Raw genomic sequence first — 24,283 nt, forward strand, 5'->3', positions numbered from 1 at the left:
TAAGTAGTATAGCTATTATCGAAGTTATTTTATATCAACAGAAGCAGATTTAGTAATCATCGCAATTTTAAACCATCATGAAACAACCTTTACATCAGCCCCAAATCCAACCGTGTCAGCCGTCCTCCTCCTAAAATTGAACTGACCTTTCAAAATAACCAACACCACCATAATCTGATTTGCCAATCCTAACTGACGTACAACGTGGTCGGTTGTGTTTTGCTGTGCAGAAAACCTACGTTCCTTTATTCAAATAATCATCTACTATTTCATTCAAATTTTACTATTATGAAAAGCTCTATCACCCGCCTGATTCGGAAATTACGCTTGTTGTCACTTTTCGCTTGTGTGACATTAATTGCAATGGCGCCGGATGCCGTTGGTCAACAATATGTTTCTTCTACGACAGTTTTTGAAGGCTCTAATGCGCCTGCAGACGCCATAGTGACCAATGAGGCCAATGTAAACAACGCTCCGGACGGGAACGTTGCCACCATTTTTGTTGAAGGAGTAACCGTCAATATCGCTGGCCTCCAAGTAACGAGGTCAAGCAATGCCCGGTTAGTCATGACATTTAGTCCGGGAATTGCCGCCGGTGTTACAACTTATGTTCGCATAAGTGATTTTAACTCCGATGTTATAGCTCTCAAGGTGGATGAATTGGTTGGTGTGCTTGGCCTGCTGAACACCGGTGCACTTACCTTTTCCTCTAATGGAGGTGCAGCTACGACTGGTACTTTGGTTAGAAACGCCGCCAATGAGCTTTTTTTAGCTATAACACCGCCAAACGCCTATACCGCTGTTAGCATTGGATTAAATTTTGCTGCGGCAGCAACTGTTGGTCTTGGAAATTTGTCCATGGACATTGATTATGCCGTCGCATATACCAACACAACCTTTACAGCTTGTGAGTCCATTTTGCGGTTCACTAACTCCGATCCTGAGGCCACAGGTGTTAGTCTATCATTGACAGATGCACTCAAGGATCCGGAAGAAGCAATAGATGATATAATTAATACGACGAACTTTTCCACTCTTCAGACAGGTGAGGTCACCGCTCTTGCGCAGATATCACAGGTTATAGATTTGACCAAAACAGTTCCGGGAACTACCGAGATAGTTGCAACTGTATCCAAAATTGGCCTGCTGCTAGATGTATCAGCCTTGGGGAATATTTTTATTCAAGCAAAGCTCGGCAATGCCTTTGTAGGTCCCCGGCGGACCCTTTCAAGCCTGCTACTAGGGGTGAATTTACTTGATTTTAATAGTTCGTCGCTAGTAACTGTTGCCTTTGCGCCGGGAACTAGCTATGATGGTATTTCTATAACAGTTGGCGGAGTAGTAGACGTTTTGACATCAATAAACATTCACGAAGTTAGTGCTCGCTCTCCGGTCACTTTTACAGGCGGGCGTCTATTGACTGGTCGAGCAGGCACCATAATCAATAGGAATCTGATTGATGCAACACTCAACGTTACACCTAGTCTTCCTGGATTCTCAATTGGATGCGGAGCTTCCACTAGTTTCACATACGAATTTTTTGAGGTTACAGGGCCTGCTGGTGGTAGAGTTTTGGCCGGCAGTTTGCCGCCGTCGTTTGCATTGACTGGTGGCACAACCGCCCTGTTTGGTACACCGGCAGAAGGAGAGTTTGGAATATTTAACTTTGATGTACAGGCTACCAACAGTTTCGGACAGTCAGCAATTACTACTTTCGTACTTATTCTTGAAGACCCACTCCCCGTCAACCTAGTTGAATTCAACGCAAAACCAGAAGGTACAACTACACTACTCTCATGGTCTACAGCTTCTGAATCCAATAGCGACCGATTTGATGTGGAACGCAGCCAAAGCGGAAGGGATTGGGAAAAAATTGGTTCGGTTAAGTCCAATCAAGAAAGCAGCGATCTGAAATATTACAGCTTTTCAGATAACAAACCACTCGATGGACAAAATCTTTATCGGTTGAAAATGATTGATCTGGATGAGACATTTGCCTACAGCCGCATTGAAAATGTGAACTTCTCGTCAACAGCGTTCTTGTATCCGAATCCGGTCGTCGGCAATGAAAATTTGAACATCAATGCCACGGATTGGACTAAAGTTAAATCAGTGAAAGTGATTAACGCGATGGGAAAAACAGTGTTTGAAGCCAGCAACGCGCTGTCTACGGGAATTAATACTAAAAATCTTGCAGCAGGTGCCTATTTCGTGAAGATGGTCCATATCAATGGAAGCATTACCACGCACAAATTTGTAAGACAATAGTCCTGTTCAACACGATACACATGCAAACCGCTGAGTTATCTCAGCGGTTTGTTTTTATTTTGCAGCTACACAAATCATTTGTTTAGTTGAGTAAAGATTTACTTGTGGATCGGTATATTTGCGCACAATCCGCTTAAATAGTATATAGACAACGTTCAGTAAACAATATGGCAGGAAGAAGAGGCAAAAAAGCCAAGGTTAAAAAAGTTTTCATACTCTTGTTAAAATGGATTAGCGCTATTGTCCCTGTCTGCGCATTTATTTACATCCTTTATTATTATAAACAATTTGACTTCTTAAAGGCCAAACCGGTGATCACCTCTAAAACAGAGGTCATCAGCCAGCCAGACTCTTCTAGTCTAATTTCCATAGAAGCGAAAGACAGGGTATTGAAAAAAATTAAAATCCTGGAAAATGAGTGGCATGCTGTTGGCGGAATCGCCATTCACAGTATGAACATCGAGAACACCGCTGCTAAACGTTTGACAAGCGTTGAAGTTGAATTCAAATACCTCTCGGATACGCAAGCTGTGCTCACCTCCAAAATTGTAACAATTAAGACCTCCATCGCGCCCGGAAAGTCTGAAAAAGTCTCTGGCGTTAGCGTAGGTTATGTCAGCGGCAGTGCGGTAGGCTGCGACACAAGGGTCGTGAATGCAAGATTTTAGTTCGGCTATTGTGGATTGATTTCCTCACTTAGGTCTTGACAGACAAAGTTTTAGCTGGTATAGTTTTTGAACAAATCTATCAGATTTTAAAACCTGACTGACTATCAAAGATCATGACACAGCTTCTTCAAAGTATCTATTTATTGGTTCCCTACCTATTCTCGATTATTCTAATCGGAGCTACACTGACAGGCATTTGGCTTGTTTTTCAATTGAAGAGATCAGGCTCTTCGCAGCAATTCTCAGTAAGTGACCAACTGTTTATGAAACGCAATGCTGCTAGGTTAAGAAAGATACAACTTCACTAACAAGACATAAAAAAACATCCCTGATGCAATGCAACCGGGATGTTCGATTTTACTCAACGTTATTGAAAACCTAGCTCGGTTTCCAAACACAAATTTAACAATTTCTTCACGTATAATTGCTCAATCGCAAGAAATAATAATTTTTATTACTCTTGTAATCCAATAAGTTAAGCATTTCCTATGCCTCAGCGGTTCGTACGGCAAGCACTGCATTTACGAAATTTTTCATGTCATCCGATGTGTACTGTTTTTCAATAACATCATACTCCTTCTCTCCAATAGAGAAATGCTTTCGGGGATCATCCGAATAATTTAATCTATTGGATGCATCTTTGTACAGATATCAGACTCAATTTTTCTTTATACTTTTTAAAACTTACATCATGGGTAAGTCAGCCGCATCAAATGCAGAAGGGCAAAAAAAATCTATTTCAGATAGCAAATCCACCGAACCAGAAAACCTCTTTTCCGATATTCTAAGAGAGAATGAGACTGATGAGAAATTGCAGGAATTGGCTGAGAAGCTCTCTACCGAATGGAATAAAAAAGTGAAGTCAGCGAAAAAACCAGATCTCTCATTTTCTAAGTTTCAAGAAAAATTGAAGAAAGGCAAACCCTAGTACTCATACCAGTCCCCCCACCAATTTTGTAGCTTTTTCCGCAACTCCTCCTCCCTGGCATTCAACCCTGGCTCAAAAAATTTTGTGCCTTGAAGCTCGTCCGGCAAGAAATTTTGTCTGGCGAAATTACCTTCAAAGTCATGCGAATATTTGTAATCTTTACCATAGCCAATCTGTTTCATCAATTTGGTAGGAGCATTCCTTAAATGTAGCGGCACAGGGAGGTGCGACGTATTTTTTGCTGCTTCCATCGCATTGCTGATTGTCATGTAACTCGCATTACTTTTTGGGGAAGTAGCCAAGTAAATAGCCACCTGCGAGAGTATAATGCGACATTCCGGGTAGCCGATCACGTTTACTGCCTGCATGCACGCATTGGCCATGATCATGGCAGTGGGATTGGCATTACCAATATCCTCCGAGGCCATGATTAACATACGCCGGGCTATAAACGCAGGATCTTCGCCAGCAACGATCATCCTTGCCATCCAATACACCGCAGCATTCGGGTCGCTTCCGCGCAAGGATTTGATGAAGGCGGATATAATGTCATAATGTTGCTCGCCTGACTTATCATACCGGGCAATGTTTTGTTGCGCTACCTCGGTGACCCATTCATCCGTAATGTCTATTTTTTTTGCCTCACCTTTTCCAAGAACCGCTAATTCCAACAGATTCAACAGCTTTCGCCCGTCACCTCCAGAAAGACGCATAATCGCATCATAAGAACTGATTTTTATGCTTTTTTCTTTGAGCCACTGATCTTTTGTCAAAGCCCGTGAGATGAGATCTTTGAGTTCTTGTTCTCCAAAGGCTTCCAGAATATATACCTGGCATCGCGACAAAAGCGCGGAATTGACTTCAAATGACGGATTTTCGGTAGTAGCCCCAATTAATGTTACCTGCCCTTTTTCGACGGCGCCTAGAAGTGAATCTTGCTGACTTTTATTGTAACGATGAATTTCATCAATAAATAGGATAGCTGGAAAAAGCCCGGAAGGCCGCGCCAACACTTCCCGCAAATCCTTAACCCCTGAACTAATTGCGCTTAAATTGTAAAATTGCCGTTTAGTCGTTTCTGCAATGAGCAAAGCAAGGGTCGTTTTCCCTACGCCGGGAGGTCCCCAGAAAATCATGGATGGGACGGTATTTTGCAGGATGGCCCTGCGCAGAGGCCCCTTTGGACCCAGGAGTTTTTCCTGCCCGACAAAATCGTCCAGCGTTTTCGGGCGCAGACGTTCGGCAAGGGGCGTTGTTATCAATGTCATTCAGCGTATTCTCGTTTGTTAATGATCAGTTCTTTTTTAACACAAAAAAAGCGTGGCATAGTTCGCCACGCTTTGATTCGTATTTTAAACCAGACCGGATGTCAGAAAGTCAGCCTGTCCAGGGTCATTTGCTTTTTCAGATTTCCCAATGCGCCAAAGACAAGGTTATAAACCGATTGAATGTTAATTTTCATCAGGTCGGCAATCTCGTGGTTGTTTAGGTTCATATAAAACTTCAAGAAAATTGCTTCACGCTGGCGACGGGGAAGTCCGTTGATCGCTACATTCAAATGTTGATTGGTTGACTCAAATTCTTCTTCTGAGATCAGATGGTTTTCATGGGAAGGGGTGTTGATATGCCAGTATTCAACAGGGATATCTTCATTGCTGGTATGCTTCTGTTGTGCATTCAGGTGGCGTACCAACTTCCTTTTAATTGACGCCATAAGATAAAACCGAACGGAAGTGGTGTCACCCAGCGTCATTCGGTTTCTCCAGAGTTCCACAAATAAGTCATGGATGCAATCTTTAATCAGGGGCTTGTCGATCGTAAACTGCGAACAATACTGATAAAGAATGTGAACGTAAGAGCGGTACAGGCATGCATAAGCATTTTCATCGCCTTTTCTGAACTGATCCCAAAAACAGAGTTCTTCTTCTTGCTTGTAGCGTAGGTGAGCCATTGTTTGTACAGGATTTTGATTGGGGTTAGGAATTTGATACTGCTGCAATAAGGGTCATTATTACACTTGTAAATATATTTATAAAAAAACATATTAAAAAAATATTTTCACCAGAAACTTACATATCAAAGATTAATGATGCTATTCGGGAAATTATGTAACTAATTAAATACTGGATGGTACAAATTCAAATTTTTCGCCATTAAAAAGGCCTTTATCACTCAGTTTTAATGACGGTATCACTAACAAGGCCATAAATGAAAGTGTCATAAATGGCGACTTTAAAGAGGATCCCAGCCGCGTCTTGGCAAAGCTATCCATGCCTGTATATGTTGCTGCAACCTGATATCCGTCCAGATCAGACATCAACCCAGCTATTGGCAAAGGGAGCAAATGCTCTTCAGATTCACCAACCGCCGATATTCCACCCTTTTCTTCAATAATAAGGTTCACCGCTAATGCAATACTTTCGTCGTCACAGCCCACACATATAATGTTGTGTGAATCATGCGCAACGGATGAAGCGATTGCCCCGTGTTTTAGACCGAAGTTTCGGATAAAGGCGATGGCTGGTTTTGCATTTTCGTAACGATTAAGCACAATCAATTTGAGCACATCGCGCTCGGTATCGGAAACCAGGGACTGACCGGTCCGTTTTGCCTCTAAAATCAATTCATTTGTGATAAGCTGACCTTCCAAAGCCTCTATTACCCTTACTTCGGAAGAAGGTTTTTTAGTAGGATAATTGAAGTCAGAGGCAATTTTTGCAGTGCAGCTAAATTTATTTGGATGCCCGCTGCGTAAATCGGGAAGTTTGGTTATCCCATTTTCCGCAACCAATTCGCCATTGAGCCATGTTTCCAAAATATTGAAATCCGTGAGGTTATCCACGAGAATATAATCTGCCGGATCATTCACGCGAAGCAAGCCTACTGGTAACCGATAATGAATGACCGGATTTATGCAGGCTGCTAATAGAACATCCCAAATGTTATAGCCAAGCGATAACGCACGCTTTACCAACAAATTAATGTGGCCTTCGACGAGGCTGTCCGGATGTTTATCGTCTGAACAAAACATGATTTTGTCAGGAAATTCGGAAATAAGAGGGATTAGAGCGTCAAAATTCCTTGCCGCGCTGCCTTCCCTGATCAGGATTTTAACGCCATATCCGATTTTCTCTTTTGCTTCCTCATAAGTAAAGCATTCATGGTCAGTGCTGATGCCTAATCCTGCATATTTTTCGGCTGCATCTCCCCGCAGACCAGGTGCATGGCCGTCGATCACCTTATTATGATACTTAGCCCAATCAATTTTCGCCATCATATCAGGGTCGTGATGAAGAACGCCAGGAAAATTCATTACTTCCGCCAAATAACCAATTTCATCCATCGCCAGTAACCGACCAACCAGTTCAGGATCAATGACGGCTCCGGCCGTCTCGAAAATAGTAGCAGGTACACAGGAAGGGGCACCGAAACAAAATTTAAAGGGAACACGTCTGCCGTCCTCAATCATGTACTTCACACCATCCACGCCGAGTACATTGGCAATTTCATGCGGGTCGGAAACCGTAGCAACGGTTCCATGAACAACTGCAAGCCGCGCAAACTGGGACGGCGTGAGCATTGAACTTTCAATGTGTACATGCGCGTCGACGAAGCCGGGGAGAATATAAGGGAGAGTTGGATTTTCGGGTGCCAGGTACTCAATCTGCCGGATCACTTTTTGGTCAATGCGAAGGATTCCTTCCTGAATGTTTTTATTTATAATATCAACGATGTTGACTCTCATAAGGCGGCTTGGAGATTTGGCAAATGGTTGGAAATAGCGATTTTACGAAATTCCTTCTGATAAATTAAAGGGCTTTTCCCGGTATGTATTTTGAAGTACTTATTAAAATTGGCGAAATTGTTGAAGCCGCTGTCGTAGCAGACCTGCGCGACAGGTAAGTGACTTTCCGAGAGCAACTTACAAGCATGGCCAATGCGGAGTTCGAGCAGGAACTGGGAATAAGTTTTCCGGCTGCGGCTCTTGAAATACCTGCAAAACGAATGCGGGCTGATGTTTGCAACCTCGGAAATCTCTTCAATGGAAATTTTCTTTTGAAAATTACTGACCGAATACTGGTAAATGTGGTTAAGCCTGTCCGTGTCGAATGCATCAAATTCGTGCTGATAGGGCGTATCGGAAAGCAACTTTATTTCTGGGCAGTGCGCCAGCGCCTCCAATATCTGCAATAGAGAAATGATTGGGTTGCCCGTAGTTTGGTTCAACAATCCTTTTAAAAGTGCCTTGACATTTTCTGTTCCTTTTCCGGATATTTTCATTCCCAATCTGGCTTTTAAAAGAAGTTCGTCGATCGCTTTGTTTTCCGGAAGGGTTAGGAAGGGTTTTCCAAGAACATCTTCCGAGAAATGGACGACGGTTGCCTGGGCGTAAAGTTTGCTCTCGCGATGGAAGTATTTTTCATCGCAGCGCCAATAATGGGGCAGATTAGGGCCAATCAAAAGAAGATCACCGCTTTGGAAATTCTGAATATTGTCCCCGACAAACTGTGTTCCCGAGCCTTGCTCTATGTGTATTAGCTCTAACTCAGGATGATAATGCCATTGATTGTAAAAATAAAGGACTACATCCTGCCTCACACTGAATGATTTCCGTAATCCAGTGTGGACTTTTAGCAACTGAGGTTTCACAAATAATTACACTTTTGAAGTGATATTCGGTAATATTTGCCAATATAGTTGAAATATTTGCCACCATAATGATTTTGGGTATTGAAATATTTATGTTGTTTTGTTAATAAGTTACAAATGCACCTGCCACGACCATTCTGTATTAATTTTTGCTAAGATATGGCTTCACAGCTTTTGAAAATTCACCCTTCTGATAATGTAATCGTTGCTTTACGAGATATTTCGGCAGGCTCAGATGTGTCCTGGGAGGGGGCGCATTATGGCTTGCAATATGGCGTTTCAGCCAAACACAAGTTTGTCACCGAAGATATTGAAACAGGCGGGGCCATCATTATGTATGGTGTTTTGGTAGGGCGAGCAACCCAACCGATCAGAAAAGGAGAGCCCATTACGACATTCAACCTGAAACATGATGCGCATGAATACAGCACTGCTAATCGTCAGCCCTATTCCTACGTTCAGCCGGATGTTTCAAAATGGCAGAACAGAACATTTAAGGGATATAAAAGGGAAGATGGCAGGGTAGGTACTTATAATTACTGGCTGGTATTGCCACTGGTCTTTTGTGAAAACCGGAATGTCTTGATCATGAAGGACGCCTTCGAGCGGGAATTGGGTTATGCGCAGACTGATATGTACCGGGAGCAGGTAAAAGAATTTTTGCATTTATACCAGGCTGGTGATATGCGCAGGATCAAAAGCCTTGAACCGTTCACCGGCGCTCCAATTGAAGCCAAAAAGCCTACGCGCCCCTTTGTTAATGTGGATGGTGTCAAGTTTTTGACACATGAAGGAGGCTGCGGAGGGACCAGAAGTGACGCCAATACATTGTGCGCGCTATTTGCGGCTTACGCCGTTCACCCAAATGTAGCCGGACTGACAGTGTTGAGCTTGGGATGCCAAAATTCAGAGCTAAAAACATTGGAGGATGAAATTAAAAAGCGTGATCCACACTTTAACAAGCCATTCTTCGCATTTGAACATCAAAAAGGGACGGAGTACTCATTAATGTCAGGTGCTATCAAGGAAACATTCATGGGGCTGACGAAGATCAATCAATTTGAAAGATCGGATGCCCCGTTGTCAAAACTTTCGGTGGGTTTGAAATGCGGTGGCTCAGATGGTTTCTCCGGAATTTCGGCAAATCCGGTTCTGGGACACTTGTCGGATCTGGTTGTAGGTTTAGGTGGGCAGACATTACTCGCTGAATTTCCGGAGCTGAATGGTGTTGAGCAGGAGTTGCTTAACCGATGTGTAACCGAAGAAAAAGCTGCGAAATTCGAAAAATTGATGCGTGATTACGCAGGAAAAGCGGAAGCAGTTGGGTCGTCTTTTGCATTTAACCCCTCCCCTGGAAATATTAAAGATGGGCTGATCACAGATGCAATTAAATCCGCTGGCGCAGCCAAAAAGGGTGGTAATGCATACATCTCCGACGTTTTGAACTATACAGAAAGGGCTACCGATTCAGGTTTGCAATTGGTTTGTACTCCGGGCAACGATGTAGAAGCTACAACCGGACAAACGGCCGCGGGAGCCAATATTATCCTTTTCACAACAGGACTAGGAACGCCAACCGGAAACCCAATCTGCCCGGTTGCCAAAGTGGCAACCAACACAACATTGGCCAACAGAATGCCGGACGTCATCGATTTTGATTGTGGCCCGGTTGTTGATGGAACGCAAAGCATTGAACAAAATGCCGAAGCATTGCTTGAATATGTAATCAAAGTGGCAAGCGGCGAGCTGACCAAAGCGCAGCAATTAGGTCAGGATGATTTTATCCCCTGGAAGAGAGGAGTTTCGTTATAATTAGGCATGAAACAGGCCTTTAGGCCTGAATCCATTGCAGCTGGCTTCAGCCAACTGATCACAAAAAGCTTTTTCTTATAATGTTTGATTTAAGTGGTAAAACAGCATTGGTAACTGGGGGCGCAAGCGGCATTGGTTTGGCGATTTCCAAAACTTTTGCAAAGCAAGGCGCCTATGTTCATATTCTTGAAGTGAATATCGATCTCACCAATCAGGTTGTAAACGATATTTTAGCAGAAGGCGGGCAGGCCAAAGCGCATGTGCTGGATATTTCTAAGCAAGCAGATGTAGTGAATGTGGTCAATTCAATCGCAGATTCACATCCAATCCATATCCTGGTCAACAATGCGGGTGTAGCCCACATTGGTAAGGCGGATACTACCGCCGAAATTGACTTCGACAGGGTTGTGAATGTTAATGTTAAAGGGGTCTATAACTGCCTGATGGCAACGATTCCGCATTTAAAAACAAATGGGGGTGGAGTAATTTTAAACATGGCTTCCATTGCCGCAACGGTAGGAATACCCGAACGTTTCGCTTATTCAGCGACCAAAGGAGCAGTGTATTCCATGACATTATCGGTTGCAAGAGACTATCTGAGCGACGGAATCCGCTGCAACAGCATTTCCCCTGCCCGGGTACATACGCCTTTTGTGGATGGTTTCATTGCAAAAACATATCCGGGCAGGGAAGAAGAAATGTTCGAAAAACTTTCCAAAACCCAGCCAATCGGCCGAATGGCAAAGCCGGAAGAAATCGGTGCATTGGCATTGTACCTCTGTTCCGACGAAGCAAGCTTCATCACAGGCTGCGATTATCTGATTGATGGCGGGTTTGAGAAGTTGAATAACTAGGGGCCTTTGGCTATTAGCTTTTAGCTGTTAGCCACTTCTTTGCTGTATTGAAACAATTATCTTAATAAACAAAAAAGCTAAAAGCTAACCGCTAAAAGCTCTATGAAACTCTTTCGATTTGGTGCATTTGAACAGGAAAAACCTGGTGTAGAACTTCCTGATGGTACAAAGCTGGATGTGTCCGCTTTTGGTGAAGATTTTAATGAAAAATTTTTTGCTACCGATGGGATAGTCCGGCTGAGTGAATGGTTAGAAACTAACCAGGCTTCTTGTCCGAAGGTTGAAGCTGGATTTCGATATGGATCCTGCATTGCACGTCCGTCCAAGATTGTATGCATTGGCATGAATTATGCCAAACATGCGTATGAATCGGGTGCAACTGAGCTCCCGAAAGAACCTATTATTTTCTTCAAATCCACTTCTGCATTGTGTGGCCCTTATGATCAGGTAATTATTCCGAGAGGATCGGAAAAAACGGATTGGGAGGTGGAACTGGCGGTTATTATTGGGAAAAAGGTCAGTTATGTGGAAGAGGCGGATGCATTGGATTATGTTGCAGGGTATGCCGTTCACAACGATTATTCCGAGCGTGCCTTTCAAATGGAACGGGGCGGACAATGGGTAAAGGGTAAAAGCAATGACACTTTTGCGCCATTGGGCCCGTATCTGGTCACGCCTGATGAAGCGGGGAATGCAAATGATCTGAGTCTGTGGCTTATTCTGAACGGCAAAAAAATACAGGACAGCAGCACATCGGATATGATTTTTCATGTGCCGTTTTTGATAAGTTACCTGAGCCAGTTCATGACCTTACTGCCCGGAGATGTAATCACAACAGGGACTCCTGCTGGTGTTGGGTTGGGTATGAAACCACCTGTTTATCTGAAACCAGGCGACGTGGTTGAATTAGGGATTGAAAAATTGGGAGGACAAAAACAAGAAGCCGTAGCCTGGAAAGCATTATGATGATAGATAGCCATCAACATTTCTGGATATTTGATGAAGAGCGGGATTCGTGGATAACCCCCGAAATGGCCGCGATCAGGAAGAATTTTTTGCCTGAAGACTTGAAGCCCATTTTAAAAGCCAATGGCATTGACGGTTGTGTTGCCGTGCAGGCTGCGGAATCTGATTCGGAAACCGAATTCCTGCTGCAATTGGCTGAAGCCAATGATTTTATTAAGGGAGTGGTAGGCTGGGTGGACTTGCGTGCACCAGACTTATATGATAAACTGGAAAAGTACTCCCAATTTGAAAAATTGAAAGGATTTCGTCACGTAGCGCAGGGACAGCCGGAGGGTTTTTTATTAGAACCGGATTTTATGAAAGGTGTCGGTCAGCTGGTCGCATTTAACTTTACCTATGACATTCTGATTTACCCTAACCAAATAAAAGAGGCATTCAATTTCGCTGTGAGGCTTCCTAATGTTCAATTTGTATTGGACCATATTGCGAAGCCACTGATTAAAAAGGGTGAGATTGTGAGCTGGACCAATGATATGCGGTTATTGGCCGAATTGCCCAATGTACAATGCAAGGTTTCGGGAATGGTAACAGAGGCGGATTGGCAGGATTGGGAAAGATCAGATTTCAGGCCTTACCTGGATGTGGTTTTCGAGGTATTTGGACCAGATCGCCTCATGTTTGGCTCGGACTGGCCGGCATGTCTGGTAGCTGCTCAATATGAAGGAGTTAAAGGTATTTTAACAGATTATCTGAGCATGTTTTCGGATTCGGACATGCAGAAGGTAATGGGCAAAAATGCAGCGAGCTTTTACAATCTGGACTTATAGTTTTTGATTATGAAAAAGTATTGTCTTGCCGTAGATCTTGTCAATGACCCCCAAATGATTGAGGAGTATGAAGAATATCACAAACAGATCTGGCCAGAAATTGAAAAGAGCATTAAAGATGCAGGTATTTCCCAAATGGAAATCTACCGGCTCGGCGAACGTCTCTTTATGATCATGGAAACTGAGGAGGATTTTAGTTTTGAAAATAAGGCCCAAATGGATGCTTCCAATGCGAAAGTTCAGGAATGGGAAGAACTAATGTGGAAATACCAGAAGGCATTACCTTCCGCGAAACCAGGAGAAAAATGGGTTTTAATGAATAAAATATTTGCCCTTAAAGAATAGCGGAAGGATAGAGGAACTAGCATTCAAACAGTTTGGTCAGAGCCGGTTATATACTTTTTATTTTAGGCATATCCTTCATTCTGATGGCATCGCAGCCGCGGCGGGCTGTGGAAATCAAAATCATGAGTTTCAATATTCGTCATGGATTGAACTTGTCCGACGAACCTAATCTGAGGGATATACTAAGGATCATCAGTGAAAACAAACCAGATTTGATTGCGCTCCAAGCCGTTGATAGTCTGGCAGATAACGGCAAGGTGCAGTTTCAGCTTCGGCAAATCGCAGCACAGACTGGAATGTATTACTTGTACGGTGTTGCCGACCGGTATGACAAGGGAGCGCAGGGTGTTGGTATCCTTTCAATATGGCCATTTGAAAAAACACAATTAATTGATCTCCCAAAAACAGCGGGAGCAGATCCAAAAGTTTTGTTGTGCGGCCTTATCAATGTGACAAGAGGTTTAACATTCAGGTTTTGTAATTCCCGGCTTGAATATGCATCCGTCATGGATCGGGCTTTGCAAGCAGCGTACATTAATCAAATGCTTGTCAATAGCATTCAGCCTGTGTTAATTGGAATGGATATGGGTGCGCGACCAAATGAACAGCCTTACATATCTTTCAGGAAAAACTGGCAGGATGCGGCCCAGGGATCTCAGTTACAGACTTGGAATGAAGGATTGCCAGGCGACAGGTTCGATTATATTTTTGCTTTACTCAACGACAAAGTGCGTGTCAAAAACTATAAGGTAATCAGAAATTATCCGCAGGTTTCTGACCACTATCCCATCCTTGCCACCATTGAATTTTGGTAAAATGAATTACTCCAATCTAAAAATAGGCTTGTTTATTCCCTGTTATGTGGACCAATTTTATCCGCAGGTAGGTATAGCGACGCTCGAATTACTTGAAAAACTGGGCTGTACAGTAACATTTCCGATCAGTCAGACCTGCTGTGGACAGCCGATGGCAAACTCGGGATTTGAACATCTCACTACATCTTGCGACAACCTGTTTTATGATCTTTTCGCAAAATGTGATTATGTGGTATCGCCGTCCGGAAGCTGTGTATTGCATATAAAGGAACATTTAAAAGCGGAAAATAGAATCGACGAATCCAAAGTGCTCAGGAAAAAGGTGTACGAGCTGGTTGAATTTATTACGGATGTTCTAAAAATAGATTCGATTGAAGCTGAATTTCCTCATCGGGTGGGCGTCCATCAGGGATGTCACGGGCAGCGTGGACTTTATCTTTCCCAAATGTCAGAGCTAAATGCGGAGCCGTTTTCGAAACCATTGACTTTGTTGAGGAAGGTAAAAGGATTGCAGTTGATCGACCTGGACCGGACGGATGAATGCTGTGGTTTCGGTGGGACTTTTTGTGTGAGCGAAGAGGCGGTTTCAGTAAAAATGGGCAAAGACAGAGTTTCAGACCATATCCGTCATGACGCAGAATACATTACCGGTTCCGATGTGAGTTGCCTGATGCATTTAGAAGGGATTTTAAAACGCGGCAATTCCAAAGTGCAGGTTAAGCACATTGCGGAAATATTAAACAGCGCCGTGAAAAAACAAATACCGGTACCCATAGAATGAGCACCGGCATTTTACAAAGTTTACAGAGGTTTCAGAATCTGAGAAGAGCCTGTCGTTTAGTTGATTGAAGAAACAACGCGGCTGGTTGTAGTCAAGATATCAAACGATTGTGAAGCTTTCTCTTTACCGTCCGTGATTTCGAAGGTATAAGTACCATCAGCAAGGGTCGATAAATCAAAATATTTCAAATAGTTTGCTTCAATGCGTTTGTTTTCTGTAAAAAGGACATTCCTTTCTGTGTCAAGAATACGCACTACAACATTATTGGAAATTGAATTATTATATGAAACGCGGAATTGCATTGGTTTAACCTGCAGAACGCTCAGCTTCGTTGAAGCTGTTTCGGTTTTTTCTGCGGTAGCGATGTTGTCCTGAGCATTGGATTTCAATGCAGAACCTGATAGAAGCAAGCCAGTTAAGGCAGTGATAATAAGCGTGTTTTTGGTTTTCATAGGAGTTTGATTTTAATGTTGTCTAAAAAAAGTTAAATAAAACTTATTTCAGACTCCGATACACCGATCGAAAAACTTTGTGATTCAAATGTATAACATATTGTTTTACAGAAAAATAGGTTTTTTATCGATTTTAAAAGGTTGTTTATTAAACAATTTGTAAACTTAGAATAGTACAATGAATGTGAAAAGTACAATTCTTATTCTTTATAAAATACTATTAAGAAATTGTTAACATAACTATGTCTAAGGCAATTATTGAGCACGCAGTCGCTTCGGAAGTCTTTAATAAGGATGAGCCATACGTAAACTGGCACGACGAAACCCTATGGTTTGTGCGTCAAAAACGGGATAAATCTTCCAAACAGCTACCTGAATGGGAGCAATTGAGGGAGGCTGCATCGGGCATAAAAAATTATGTCCTGTCGCATATGGATGAACTGCTAGTCAGTTTTGAGCAAAAAGCCAAAGAGAATGGCGTGCATGTCCATTGGGCAGCCGACGCTGCGGAGCATAACGAAATTGTGTTGGGTTTGCTCCGGCAACATCAGATCGGGAAGATGGTGAAAAGCAAATCCATGCTAACCGAGGAATGCCATATGAATGAATTCCTGATCCGCAATGGCATTGATGTGATCGATACCGATCTTGGAGAAAGGATTGTGCAGTTGAGAAATGAGCCGCCAAGCCACATTGTTCTTCCCGCCATACATTTGAAGAAGAAAGATATTGGTGATCTATTTCATGAATTTCTGGGAACAGAGGCCGGCGCGACGGATCCCCAATATCTGACCGAAGCTGCCCGGCAACATTTGCGGGACAAATTCATGACGAGACGGGCCGCATTAACAGGTGTCAATTTTGCAATTGCAGAAACCGGCGGATTTGTGGTTGCGACCAATGAAGGCAACGCAGATATGGGAGCCCACCTGGCCGATATCCATATTGCAAGTATGGGTTTTGAAAAAATCATCCCAAAACAGGAGCATTTGGCTGTTTTTCTGAGACTACTTGCCAGAAGCGCCACCGGCCAGCCAATTACAACTTACAGCAGCCATTTTAAAAAGGCTCGCGAGGGCCAGGAAATGCACATTATCATTGTAGACAATGGCCGGACGACGCAACTGGGCAGACCCGATTTCAGGAATTCACTTAAATGCATCCGATGCGGGGCGTGCATGAACACTTGCCCGGTTTACCGCAGAAGCGGCGGGCATAGTTATCATAATGCGGTGGCGGGACCGATCGGATCTATTTTGGCGCCGAACCTGGATATGACGAAGAATGCAGATTTGCCGTTTGCAAGCACATTATGTGGAAGCTGCTCTAATGTTTGTCCTGTCAAAATAGATATTCATGAACAGCTTTATAAGTGGAGGCAGGTATTGGTAAAAGCCGGGTACGTGCCGCAGGTCAAGGGAATAGGGGTGAAAGCTATGTCTATTGTTTTGTCGCAGCCGCGATTTTATCAATGGTCGGGCAGGCTGGGTAGGTCTGTGATGAGGACGATTCCATTTGTCGTTAACAACAGCCTTAATCCCTGGTACAAACAGCGGGATATGCCGGAGCCGCCAAAAGAAAGTTTTAGGGATTGGTATGTCCGTAACCGAAAAGAATGATGAGCACTCGAGACATTATCCTGCAAAAGATCAGGGAAAATAAGCCTTCGGAAATACCTATGCCGTCAGCAATCCGTTTTGAAAGTCATTTTGAAAACACCGAAAGCAAGTTTATCGAAACTTTAACGACGATTTACACAGAGGTAATTGTTGTAAAAAACATGGCTGAACTTGCGATAAAGGCCGAAGAGCTTTATGGCAAAGTTGTCAACAAGGCGACAACGATCCCTGAACTATCCAATTGGGCCGATTTCAGTCTTAACGTTTCCGATCCTCACGAACTGGAAACCATTGAAATGGCCATCCTTAAAGCGGAGTTCGGTGTTGCTGAAAACGGCGCTGTCTGGATTTCGGATAATTATCTCCAGCATCGCGCTTTGCCCTTCATTACCCAAAACCTGGCATTTGTTATCCCAAGAAACGCGATTGTCAATAATATGCATGACGCTTATGACCGGCTGAAAGAGACGACGGGCTGGGGATGCTTTATTTCCGGCCCTTCCAAAACCGCCGATATCGAACAATCATTGGTAATTGGGGCTCATGGCGCCAGAAGCATGGTGATTTTTTTGATGGAAGAATTTTAATTCAGAATGGGCCAGCTAGTCACCTTACAACCGTTCGAACAGGAAATGGCGACGCGCCTTGCCGAGCTGGCGAATAACCCGAAGATTGTCGCTAAGATGCGGGATAATTTTCCGCATCCCTATTCGATTTCGGACGCCTATTTCTGGATCAGTTTCTGCAACAATCAGAAGAATAACCAAAATGTTTTTCGGGCCATCCTTTATCATAATGAATTCGTGGGCGGGATAGGTGTTTTGAGAGGCGAGGACATTTATCGGAACAATGCTGAAATAGGGTATTGGCTTGGAGAGCCATATTGGGGCCTGAATATCATGACCGAAGCTGTTCAGCAAATGACGGCATGGACTTTTGATAATACAGATATCACCCGATTGTCAGCAGGCATTTTTGAAACCAATCCTGCTTCCATGAAAGTGCTTGAAAAGGCCGGATATTATTTGGAAGCCATTCACAGCAAAGCAATCCTAAAATACGGTGAGGTTTTTGATGAGTATTTGTATGTGAAGCTGGCGCCGTCCTTCTAGCTGTTTTTTTAGTGTTAAAAATAATCGGTTATCGGGTTAAGGACGCTGATTCTTCTATTTTTGCAAAGTTTCTTATCAATGACGTTCTCACGATATGCCAAAAATAATTGTTGCAATCGATGGCTATTCCAGCTGTGGAAAAAGCACAACTGCGAAACTGGTTGCAAAGCAATTGAACTACCCCTACATTGATACCGGGGCAATGTACCGCGCTGTCACCCTGTATTTTATCCAGAATCACGTCAGTCTCACCAATCCAAAGGAAACAGAAACCGCTTTAGATAACATTCACATTACTTTCCGTCGCCAAAGTGAAGCCGGGCGCAATGATACCTATCTGAATGGGACCAATGTGGAGGATGAGATACGCAAAATGTACGTTTCTGAAAAAGTAAGTGACGTAAGTGCGCTGGCAGAGGTGCGGCACGCATTGGTTGCGCAGCAGCAGAGAATGGGGAGAACAAAAGGTATTGTCATGGACGGGCGTGACATTGGAACCGTCGTATTCCCACAGGCGGAACTGAAAATCTTCATGAACGCTGACCCGCTGATCCGGGCACAGAGAAGGCAACTTGAATTGCTGGAAAAAGGAGAAGTGATAGGATTGGAAGAGATTTCAGAAAACCTGAAAATGCGGGACTACATTGATACCCATCGTACTGAAAGTCCGTTGAGGCAAGCAACGGATGCAATCTATCTGGATAACTCTTTACTTACATTGGACGAACAAGTTGAAATGGTGGTAAGGATGGCTGACGAACAGATAGGATTATCGCTTCGCCAACGTCGAAGCAAAGCATAATATGACAGAGGTTGATTACGATTATCTCATTATAGGACAAGGACTTGCCGGAACGTCCATTGCTTTTCACCTGCTCAATCTTGGCAAACGGTTTTTAATAGTTGGGGACTCTTCCTTACCCTCATCTTCCAAGGTAGCAGCCGGAATATTCAATCCCCTAACCGGCAAAAAGCTCGTCAAAACCTGGCTTGCAGACGACCTCTTTCCGTATGCCAGAAAATTTTACTCGGATCTCGAAACCAAGCTAGACACCCGGTTCTTGCATGAAGTATCGATTTATCGCCCGTTCAGATCGATTGAAGAACAAAATACGTACTTAGCGCAGTCGGCAGATCCCGTTATTGCGCCATATGTTTCGGCAAATCCCGATTTAGTTGACGTTTCCGTGTACATCCGGGCTGCTTATGGTGGTTTGGAAGTGGTACAATCGGGCTGGGTGGATTTGCCGGTTTTGCTGGAAAAAAGCAAAACCTATTTCTCTGATAAAGGACAGTTTAAGGATGAGAAATTCGAGAGCAATGACCTTCAAATTGAAAAAGATCACATTGTCTGGAAGCAATTGAAATTTAGTAATGTCATTTTCTGTCAGGGGTTTATGGCTTTGGAGAATCGTTTTTTCGACTGGCTTCCATTTGCTCCTGTTAAAGGTCAGATCCTGGACATTGTCACAGAGAAGCCAATAAAACAGTACATCATTAACCAGGGAATTTTTATGCTGCCGATTTCCGAGTTCGTTATGAGGATTGGTGCGACATATTCCTGGGATCCACTGGATTGGAATGCTACTTCGGAAGCCACCGACGAATTGAATGCTAAGTTGAAATTGCTGATCAAAAGTCAATATTCAGTGGAGTCAGCAATGGCAGGGATCAGGCCCTCGGTGCAGGACAGAAGGCCATTAATCGGTGTTCATCCGGAATACGGTAATGTTTCCATATTCAACGGCTTAGGCACAAAGGGCGTTACACTGGCGCCTTTTTTCGCAAACGAACTCGTCCAGCACCTTGAAACGGGCAAAGAATTGAATTCGCTAGTGAATATTAATAGGTATTATTCGTTATATTTCCGTTGAAGTCAGCCTTTGAATTATGAGCATTAGATTTATACACAAGTTCACCTTAACGGTCGGTCTTTTGGCGGTTTTAGGATCATTTACCAAATCAATAGCACAGCGCTATCCTTCTCAGGAAACGTTTGGAAAAAATCGGGTCCAGTACAAAACCTTCAGCTGGAAGATTTTCAAAACCACCAATTTCGAGATTTATCACTATCAGGGAGGTACCGCATTGGCGAAACTAACTGCCCAATATGCGGAGAGTGAATTTGATAAAATCACAGATATCCTGGGTTGGACGCCGTACAGCCGCGTAAAAATCTTCCTTTACAATTCCCCCGCCGAGTTGGAACAAAGCAATATGGGACTGTCAACCCTTGACAATCTGAATGAGCAAAAGTTAGATCTGTCGCAATCTAGAGTGGAAGTTGCCTATACTGGTGATCAAATCGGCTTCCGGAAAAAACTCGTCAAAGACATTAGCCTACTTTTTGTTTACGACATGCTTTATGGTGGGAACATGAAGGAAGCATTACAAAGCTCATTGCTTCTAACGCTTCCTGAATGGTTTATGTCGGGAACGGCGGCTTATATATCAGAAGGCTGGTCCCCCGAGTTGAATGATTACATGCGGGATTTTTTCAAAAACAGAAATGTAAGAAAGCCCACTTTAATGACTGGTAATGATGCAACATTGATTGGCCATTCGATCTGGAATTATATCGCCGAACGTTACGGAAGAGACAAGATATCAGACATTTTGAACCTGACGCGGATTATCAGGACTGAGCAAACCAGTATTACGAGTACGCTGGGAATACAGTCATACAACCGTTTCCTTCGCGACTGGCGCGCCTACTATCTAAACCAAAACAAGAACGCAGAACAGTTTTATGCGGATCCGAATCCAACCTGGAAATATAAGCTTAACGAATTCAGTGCTTCTGATGCGAGCGCAGTAATCAAAGTATCTCCTGATAAAAAATTCACCGCTGTTAGTGAGATCAAAAATGGCAGATATAAAGTGTATTTATTTGACAGTGAGAGTGGTTCCAAAAAAATAATTCGCCAAGGTAAGCTTGATTTCATCGGTGGGCGTGCGAAAACTCAGCCACCGCTTTTGGGTTGGTCAAAAAATAACACCCTGGCCATTCTGGCTTCTGAAAATGATCGCAAGAACTTTTATTTATATGAAAATTTAGGCACGAAAAAGGTTAAAATTAAACTGAAACGTAATATTCGCGGCTTGGATCAGATTGTTGATATGGACATATCCCATGACGGAACAATGCTGGCAGTAAGTGCGGACAAAGGCGGTCAAAATGATCTTTTCCTGATCAGCGTTGCCCGTGCTTCGGCACTTCCATTGACTAATGACCTTTACGATGACCTATCTCCACGTTTTGTGCAGGGATCGTCACGAAGAGTTGTTTTCTCGTCAAACAGGCCACTTGATTCTCTTGGAACAGGTGATAAAGGAAGCTATAAATCCATTACTTCTCCGTTTACCATATTTGAGCACGATGGGATTCCAAAATCTGAAAATCTGCTTAAATTAGTTCAGGCTGATACCAAAACGAAGATATTGCCTGTCTACGCCGATGACAACGACTTGGTATATCTTTCGAATGGAAAGGGTGTCAATAACCTTTTCAGGTATAACCGCGCCACTTCGACCAATACTCAAATCACCAATTATATTCAGAGTATACGGAATGCTGATTTGACAATAAAATCTGGGGGCGCATTGGCTTACACTTATTTGAATGATGGCTATTATACGGCTGCATTTAAGAATGGATTTGATATCAATACAATTGTTAATACGCCTTCATTGAGTGCAATTGCAACTAATCCTTCGGGTGATCCGAAGGCCCCGGTTTTAAAGTCCGATTCAGTGAGTGTTGCCAAACCAAATGAAGCGCCGAAGCTTGTTTTAAAGGACGATGAAGTTGACATTGACAATTATCAGTTTGATGAGGATGTTCTGAAAACCTTTGAGTCCAGGAGGAATCGGGGTACTTTCCCGACAGCACCAAGTGCACTATCAAGATCAAAGGTTACGCGTGAAAATATTGCCGTTAAAGGACCTTATGCCTACAAGGGATTATTTATCACCAATGATGCAAGCTCAGATTGGCGCATTGACCCTATCAGAGGATTCGGATATGCGCAATCCATTTCTATGAATGACCTTTTGGAAAACCATATCATAAAGGCGGGGCTTTTCATATCATCCAATTTCCGAAACAGCGATCTTTTTGCCGAATATTCCAACAATACTTATCGGGTCGACTTCGGCGTACGTATTGACCGCAAAAGCTTGTATGTGGATACCGAAGGCGCTCCTCAAAAATATCGGTTTAACCAGCTGATGTTTACAGCGTCCTATCCGTTCTCGACGACAAGCCGGTTTTCGCTTTCGCCGATGTATGCTTCAACCCGCATGATAGATGTGTACATTTTACCAAATCCGGATCTAGCTTCAAGCTATGGTGGTTTGCGAAGCGAATATGTGTTTGACAATACGCGGGTTAACGGCATGAACATGATGGAAGGAACGCGTTTCAAGCTCCGTTACGACATGTACCAGGGCTTTACCAATGGCAATGAGAGCTTTAACCGAATTAGCCTGGATTTTCGTCATTATCAAAAGATCCATCGCGATCTGATTCTTGCGGTGAGGGCATCGGCAAGTCATTCGGGTGGTAAGGCGCCTAAGCAAAATATACTGGGCGGAATGGAAAACTGGCTCGGTAACAAAAAGGAAACCCGCATGGGGGATAACCCACTTAACTTCCAGAAGGACAACCGGGATATTTTCTTCGCCGACTTCGCTACCAACCTGCGCGGCTTTAATCTGAACCGTCTTTCAGGAACCAGCTATATGTTATTAAATGCTGAACTCCGCATTCCGCTGGTTAAATATCTGTATCGCGGCGCCATTACTTCCAGCTTCCTGCGGAACTTCCAGATAGTTGGATTTGGGGATATTGGAACAGCATGGACTGGAAAGGGACCATTCAGTGAAAATAATAGCTTGAATACGCAGATCATTGGTAGTGAAGACGATCCATTTAGAGCAACTGTTACTAATTTCAAAAATCCATACTTAATGGGTTACGGAGCAGGCGTGAGAACGACACTGTTCGGATTCTATGCGAAATTCGATTACGCATGGGGAGTTGACAATGGATATACCAATAAAGCAATTCCTTACGTAACATTAGGTTACGATTTTTGATCAAAAACATCAGTATAAATATATTCTGAAACGGTTATAAAGATGGCAAGAGATGATGTCTCCTGCCATTTTTCGTATCTATAAAGCAGTTTTTTTAACTAATTGCATGAACACACATTACACAGTGATCCGCTTATGTCTTTTGTGTATTGCCGCCGCTGCCACCCTGGGATCGGCACTCGCGCAAAGAGAAGTTTTATACGAGCAATACGTCCAAAACCCGATGTCCATTAATCCGGGATTTACAGGTGTTAGGGAGACCTTCAATATGACGGCGATGTTCAGGAGAAAATGGTTCAACATACCCAATTCTCCGTCCAGCCAAACATTTGCCGCTGATGGGACATTCGCTTCTGGCAAATTCGGCATTGGGTTTCAGGCATTGAATGACCAAACCAGTTACTTCACCACCACGGGTTTGTCAGCAAGCTTCGCCTTTCATTTAGGTATTTCCGATGATTGGAAACTTGGCCTGGGCGCTCAGGGCGGTATCAACGTTTTGCCAGTTTCCGATCTTTCATTCAATAGTACAAACCGTGCGCTTGGCAGTTTCGGGTTGGGTGCATGGCTTCGTTCCGACAAGCTATATCTTGGAATTTCAAAACCGGAATTGTTGTCCCAGACATTTGGAAATCAGGCTATCAATAATTTTTACAGACGTCCATTGTATGTGATGGCAGGCGGAAGCTATGATCTCAGTGAGGACGTCATGATGCTTCCGCATATACTTTTTATTCAGGAAAAGGACCATAAGTTGCGGGTTGATTTTGGCTCCCGTTTCTGGTTTAATGAAAAAGTTGGGATTGGCGCTTCGTATCGGATTGGAGGAGGTTATAATTCATTTTCTGCAAAGGTCGACTACCTTCAATTGTCTGCCGAAGTGCAGGTTGGGAGAAATGTCAGGCTGGGTTATTTCTACAGTACCAGGCAGGTTGAACAGATCTACACGTCATATTCAGGTCCGAAAGGAATTCATGAGCTGATGCTGAAATTTGTACCAAACCCCAATGGATTTCAGAAATATTAAGGGTTCGGAAAGCGTTGAGAGCGTTTTTAGGAACAAGTTAAAAGGAGAATTTATTCGTA

Annotated in this window: 22 protein-coding genes; 17 read left to right on the plus strand and 5 right to left on the minus strand. The window is 43.4% G+C overall.

Annotation, left to right across the window (positions count from 1 at the left end; all coding sequences use genetic code 11):
* Window positions 1-288 precede the first annotated feature (288 nt).
* The 3 genes from FHS68_RS19625 to FHS68_RS19635 all read left to right on the plus strand — a co-directional run bounded on the left by FHS68_RS19625 (window position 289) and on the right by FHS68_RS19635 (window position 3,864).
* Window positions 289-2,268, plus strand: coding sequence for a T9SS type A sorting domain-containing protein (locus FHS68_RS19625; RefSeq protein WP_167273802.1), 1,980 nt, complete (start codon window positions 289-291; stop codon window positions 2,266-2,268).
* Between the two features lie 167 nt (window positions 2,269-2,435).
* Complete coding sequence (locus FHS68_RS19630) at window positions 2,436-2,936, plus strand: hypothetical protein (protein WP_167273805.1); 501 nt, start codon at window positions 2,436-2,438, stop codon at window positions 2,934-2,936.
* A gap of 691 nt (window positions 2,937-3,627) precedes the next feature.
* The gene (locus FHS68_RS19635; RefSeq protein WP_167273808.1) at window positions 3,628-3,864 is read left to right on the plus strand and encodes a hypothetical protein; all 237 of its coding nucleotides are present in this window, start codon (window positions 3,628-3,630) and stop codon (window positions 3,862-3,864) included.
* Here the strand turns inward: FHS68_RS19635 and FHS68_RS19640 are convergent.
* From FHS68_RS19640 to FHS68_RS19655, 4 genes are all read right to left on the minus strand, one after another.
* A complete protein-coding gene (locus FHS68_RS19640; RefSeq protein ID WP_167273810.1) occupies window positions 3,861-5,132 on the minus strand; it encodes a replication-associated recombination protein A in 1,272 nt (423 codons plus the stop codon). The two genes, FHS68_RS19635 and FHS68_RS19640, sit on opposite strands and share 4 nt — an antisense overlap.
* A 101-nt stretch (window positions 5,133-5,233) precedes the next feature.
* Window positions 5,234-5,815: an RNA polymerase sigma factor gene (locus FHS68_RS19645; RefSeq protein ID WP_015815162.1), complete on the minus strand. Its 582-nt coding sequence runs from the start codon at window positions 5,813-5,815 to the stop codon at window positions 5,234-5,236.
* A 165-nt stretch (window positions 5,816-5,980) separates the two neighbouring features.
* Window positions 5,981-7,609 (minus strand): adenine deaminase, encoded by a 1,629-nt coding sequence (gene ade / locus FHS68_RS19650; protein ID WP_167273813.1) that lies wholly within the window; start codon window positions 7,607-7,609, stop codon window positions 5,981-5,983.
* Window positions 7,606-8,514 carry an AraC family transcriptional regulator gene (locus FHS68_RS19655; protein WP_167273816.1) on the minus strand — a complete coding sequence of 303 codons (909 nt, stop codon included), beginning with the start codon at window positions 8,512-8,514 and terminating at the stop codon, window positions 7,606-7,608. Before FHS68_RS19655 ends, ade begins: the two co-directional genes overlap by 4 nt.
* A 159-nt stretch (window positions 8,515-8,673) precedes the next feature.
* Here FHS68_RS19655 and FHS68_RS19660 point away from each other — a divergent pair, with 159 nt between their 5' ends.
* From FHS68_RS19660 to FHS68_RS19690, 7 genes are all read left to right on the plus strand, one after another.
* A complete protein-coding gene (locus tag FHS68_RS19660) occupies window positions 8,674-10,326 on the plus strand; it encodes a UxaA family hydrolase (protein WP_167273818.1) in 1,653 nt (550 codons plus the stop codon).
* A gap of 80 nt (window positions 10,327-10,406) precedes the next feature.
* Window positions 10,407-11,180: an SDR family NAD(P)-dependent oxidoreductase gene (locus FHS68_RS19665; RefSeq protein ID WP_167273821.1), complete on the plus strand. Its 774-nt coding sequence runs from the start codon at window positions 10,407-10,409 to the stop codon at window positions 11,178-11,180.
* A gap of 102 nt (window positions 11,181-11,282) precedes the next feature.
* Entirely contained in the window at window positions 11,283-12,146 is an 864-nt protein-coding gene (locus FHS68_RS19670; RefSeq protein ID WP_167273823.1) for a fumarylacetoacetate hydrolase family protein, read from the plus strand.
* On the plus strand, window positions 12,143-12,973 hold the full coding sequence (locus FHS68_RS19675) for an amidohydrolase family protein (protein WP_167273826.1): 831 nt from the start codon (window positions 12,143-12,145) through the stop codon (window positions 12,971-12,973). The genes FHS68_RS19670 and FHS68_RS19675 overlap by 4 nt, the downstream gene beginning before the upstream one ends.
* Before the next feature lie 9 nt (window positions 12,974-12,982).
* On the plus strand, window positions 12,983-13,318 hold the full coding sequence (locus tag FHS68_RS19680) for an L-rhamnose mutarotase (RefSeq protein WP_167273830.1): 336 nt from the start codon (window positions 12,983-12,985) through the stop codon (window positions 13,316-13,318).
* Between the two features lie 122 nt (window positions 13,319-13,440).
* Complete coding sequence (locus tag FHS68_RS19685; RefSeq protein ID WP_167273832.1) at window positions 13,441-14,133, plus strand: endonuclease/exonuclease/phosphatase family protein; 693 nt, start codon at window positions 13,441-13,443, stop codon at window positions 14,131-14,133.
* A 1-nt stretch (window position 14,134) separates the two neighbouring features.
* Window positions 14,135-14,914, plus strand: a complete 780-nt coding sequence (locus FHS68_RS19690; RefSeq protein ID WP_167273835.1) for a (Fe-S)-binding protein — start codon at window positions 14,135-14,137, stop codon at window positions 14,912-14,914.
* Between the two features lie 56 nt (window positions 14,915-14,970).
* Here FHS68_RS19690 and FHS68_RS19695 read toward each other — a convergent pair whose 3' ends face one another.
* Complete coding sequence (locus tag FHS68_RS19695; RefSeq protein WP_167273837.1) at window positions 14,971-15,366, minus strand: T9SS type A sorting domain-containing protein; 396 nt, start codon at window positions 15,364-15,366, stop codon at window positions 14,971-14,973.
* Window positions 15,367-15,608: 242 nt separating this feature from the next.
* Between FHS68_RS19695 and FHS68_RS19700 the strand changes: the two genes are divergently transcribed.
* The 7 genes from FHS68_RS19700 to FHS68_RS19730 all read left to right on the plus strand — a co-directional run bounded on the left by FHS68_RS19700 (window position 15,609) and on the right by FHS68_RS19730 (window position 24,224).
* Entirely contained in the window at window positions 15,609-16,985 is a 1,377-nt protein-coding gene (locus tag FHS68_RS19700) for a lactate utilization protein B (protein ID WP_167273839.1), read from the plus strand.
* On the plus strand, window positions 16,982-17,572 hold the full coding sequence (locus FHS68_RS19705; RefSeq protein ID WP_229211981.1) for a LutC/YkgG family protein: 591 nt from the start codon (window positions 16,982-16,984) through the stop codon (window positions 17,570-17,572). Before FHS68_RS19700 ends, FHS68_RS19705 begins: the two co-directional genes overlap by 4 nt.
* A 6-nt stretch (window positions 17,573-17,578) precedes the next feature.
* Complete coding sequence (locus FHS68_RS19710; protein WP_167273842.1) at window positions 17,579-18,097, plus strand: GNAT family N-acetyltransferase; 519 nt, start codon at window positions 17,579-17,581, stop codon at window positions 18,095-18,097.
* A 94-nt stretch (window positions 18,098-18,191) separates the two neighbouring features.
* Window positions 18,192-18,899, plus strand: a complete 708-nt coding sequence (cmk, locus tag FHS68_RS19715) for a (d)CMP kinase (RefSeq protein ID WP_167273845.1) — start codon at window positions 18,192-18,194, stop codon at window positions 18,897-18,899.
* 1 nt (window position 18,900) lies between these two features.
* Window positions 18,901-19,971, plus strand: coding sequence for an NAD(P)/FAD-dependent oxidoreductase (locus FHS68_RS19720; RefSeq protein ID WP_167273847.1), 1,071 nt, complete (start codon window positions 18,901-18,903; stop codon window positions 19,969-19,971).
* A gap of 16 nt (window positions 19,972-19,987) precedes the next feature.
* Complete coding sequence (locus FHS68_RS19725) at window positions 19,988-23,197, plus strand: hypothetical protein (RefSeq protein ID WP_167273850.1); 3,210 nt, start codon at window positions 19,988-19,990, stop codon at window positions 23,195-23,197.
* Between the two features lie 106 nt (window positions 23,198-23,303).
* Window positions 23,304-24,224 (plus strand): PorP/SprF family type IX secretion system membrane protein, encoded by a 921-nt coding sequence (locus FHS68_RS19730; RefSeq protein ID WP_167273853.1) that lies wholly within the window; start codon window positions 23,304-23,306, stop codon window positions 24,222-24,224.
* Window positions 24,225-24,283: the final 59 nt, after the last annotated feature.

Source organism: Dyadobacter arcticus (assembly GCF_011762185.1).
Lineage (GTDB): Bacteria > Bacteroidota > Bacteroidia > Cytophagales > Spirosomataceae > Dyadobacter > Dyadobacter arcticus.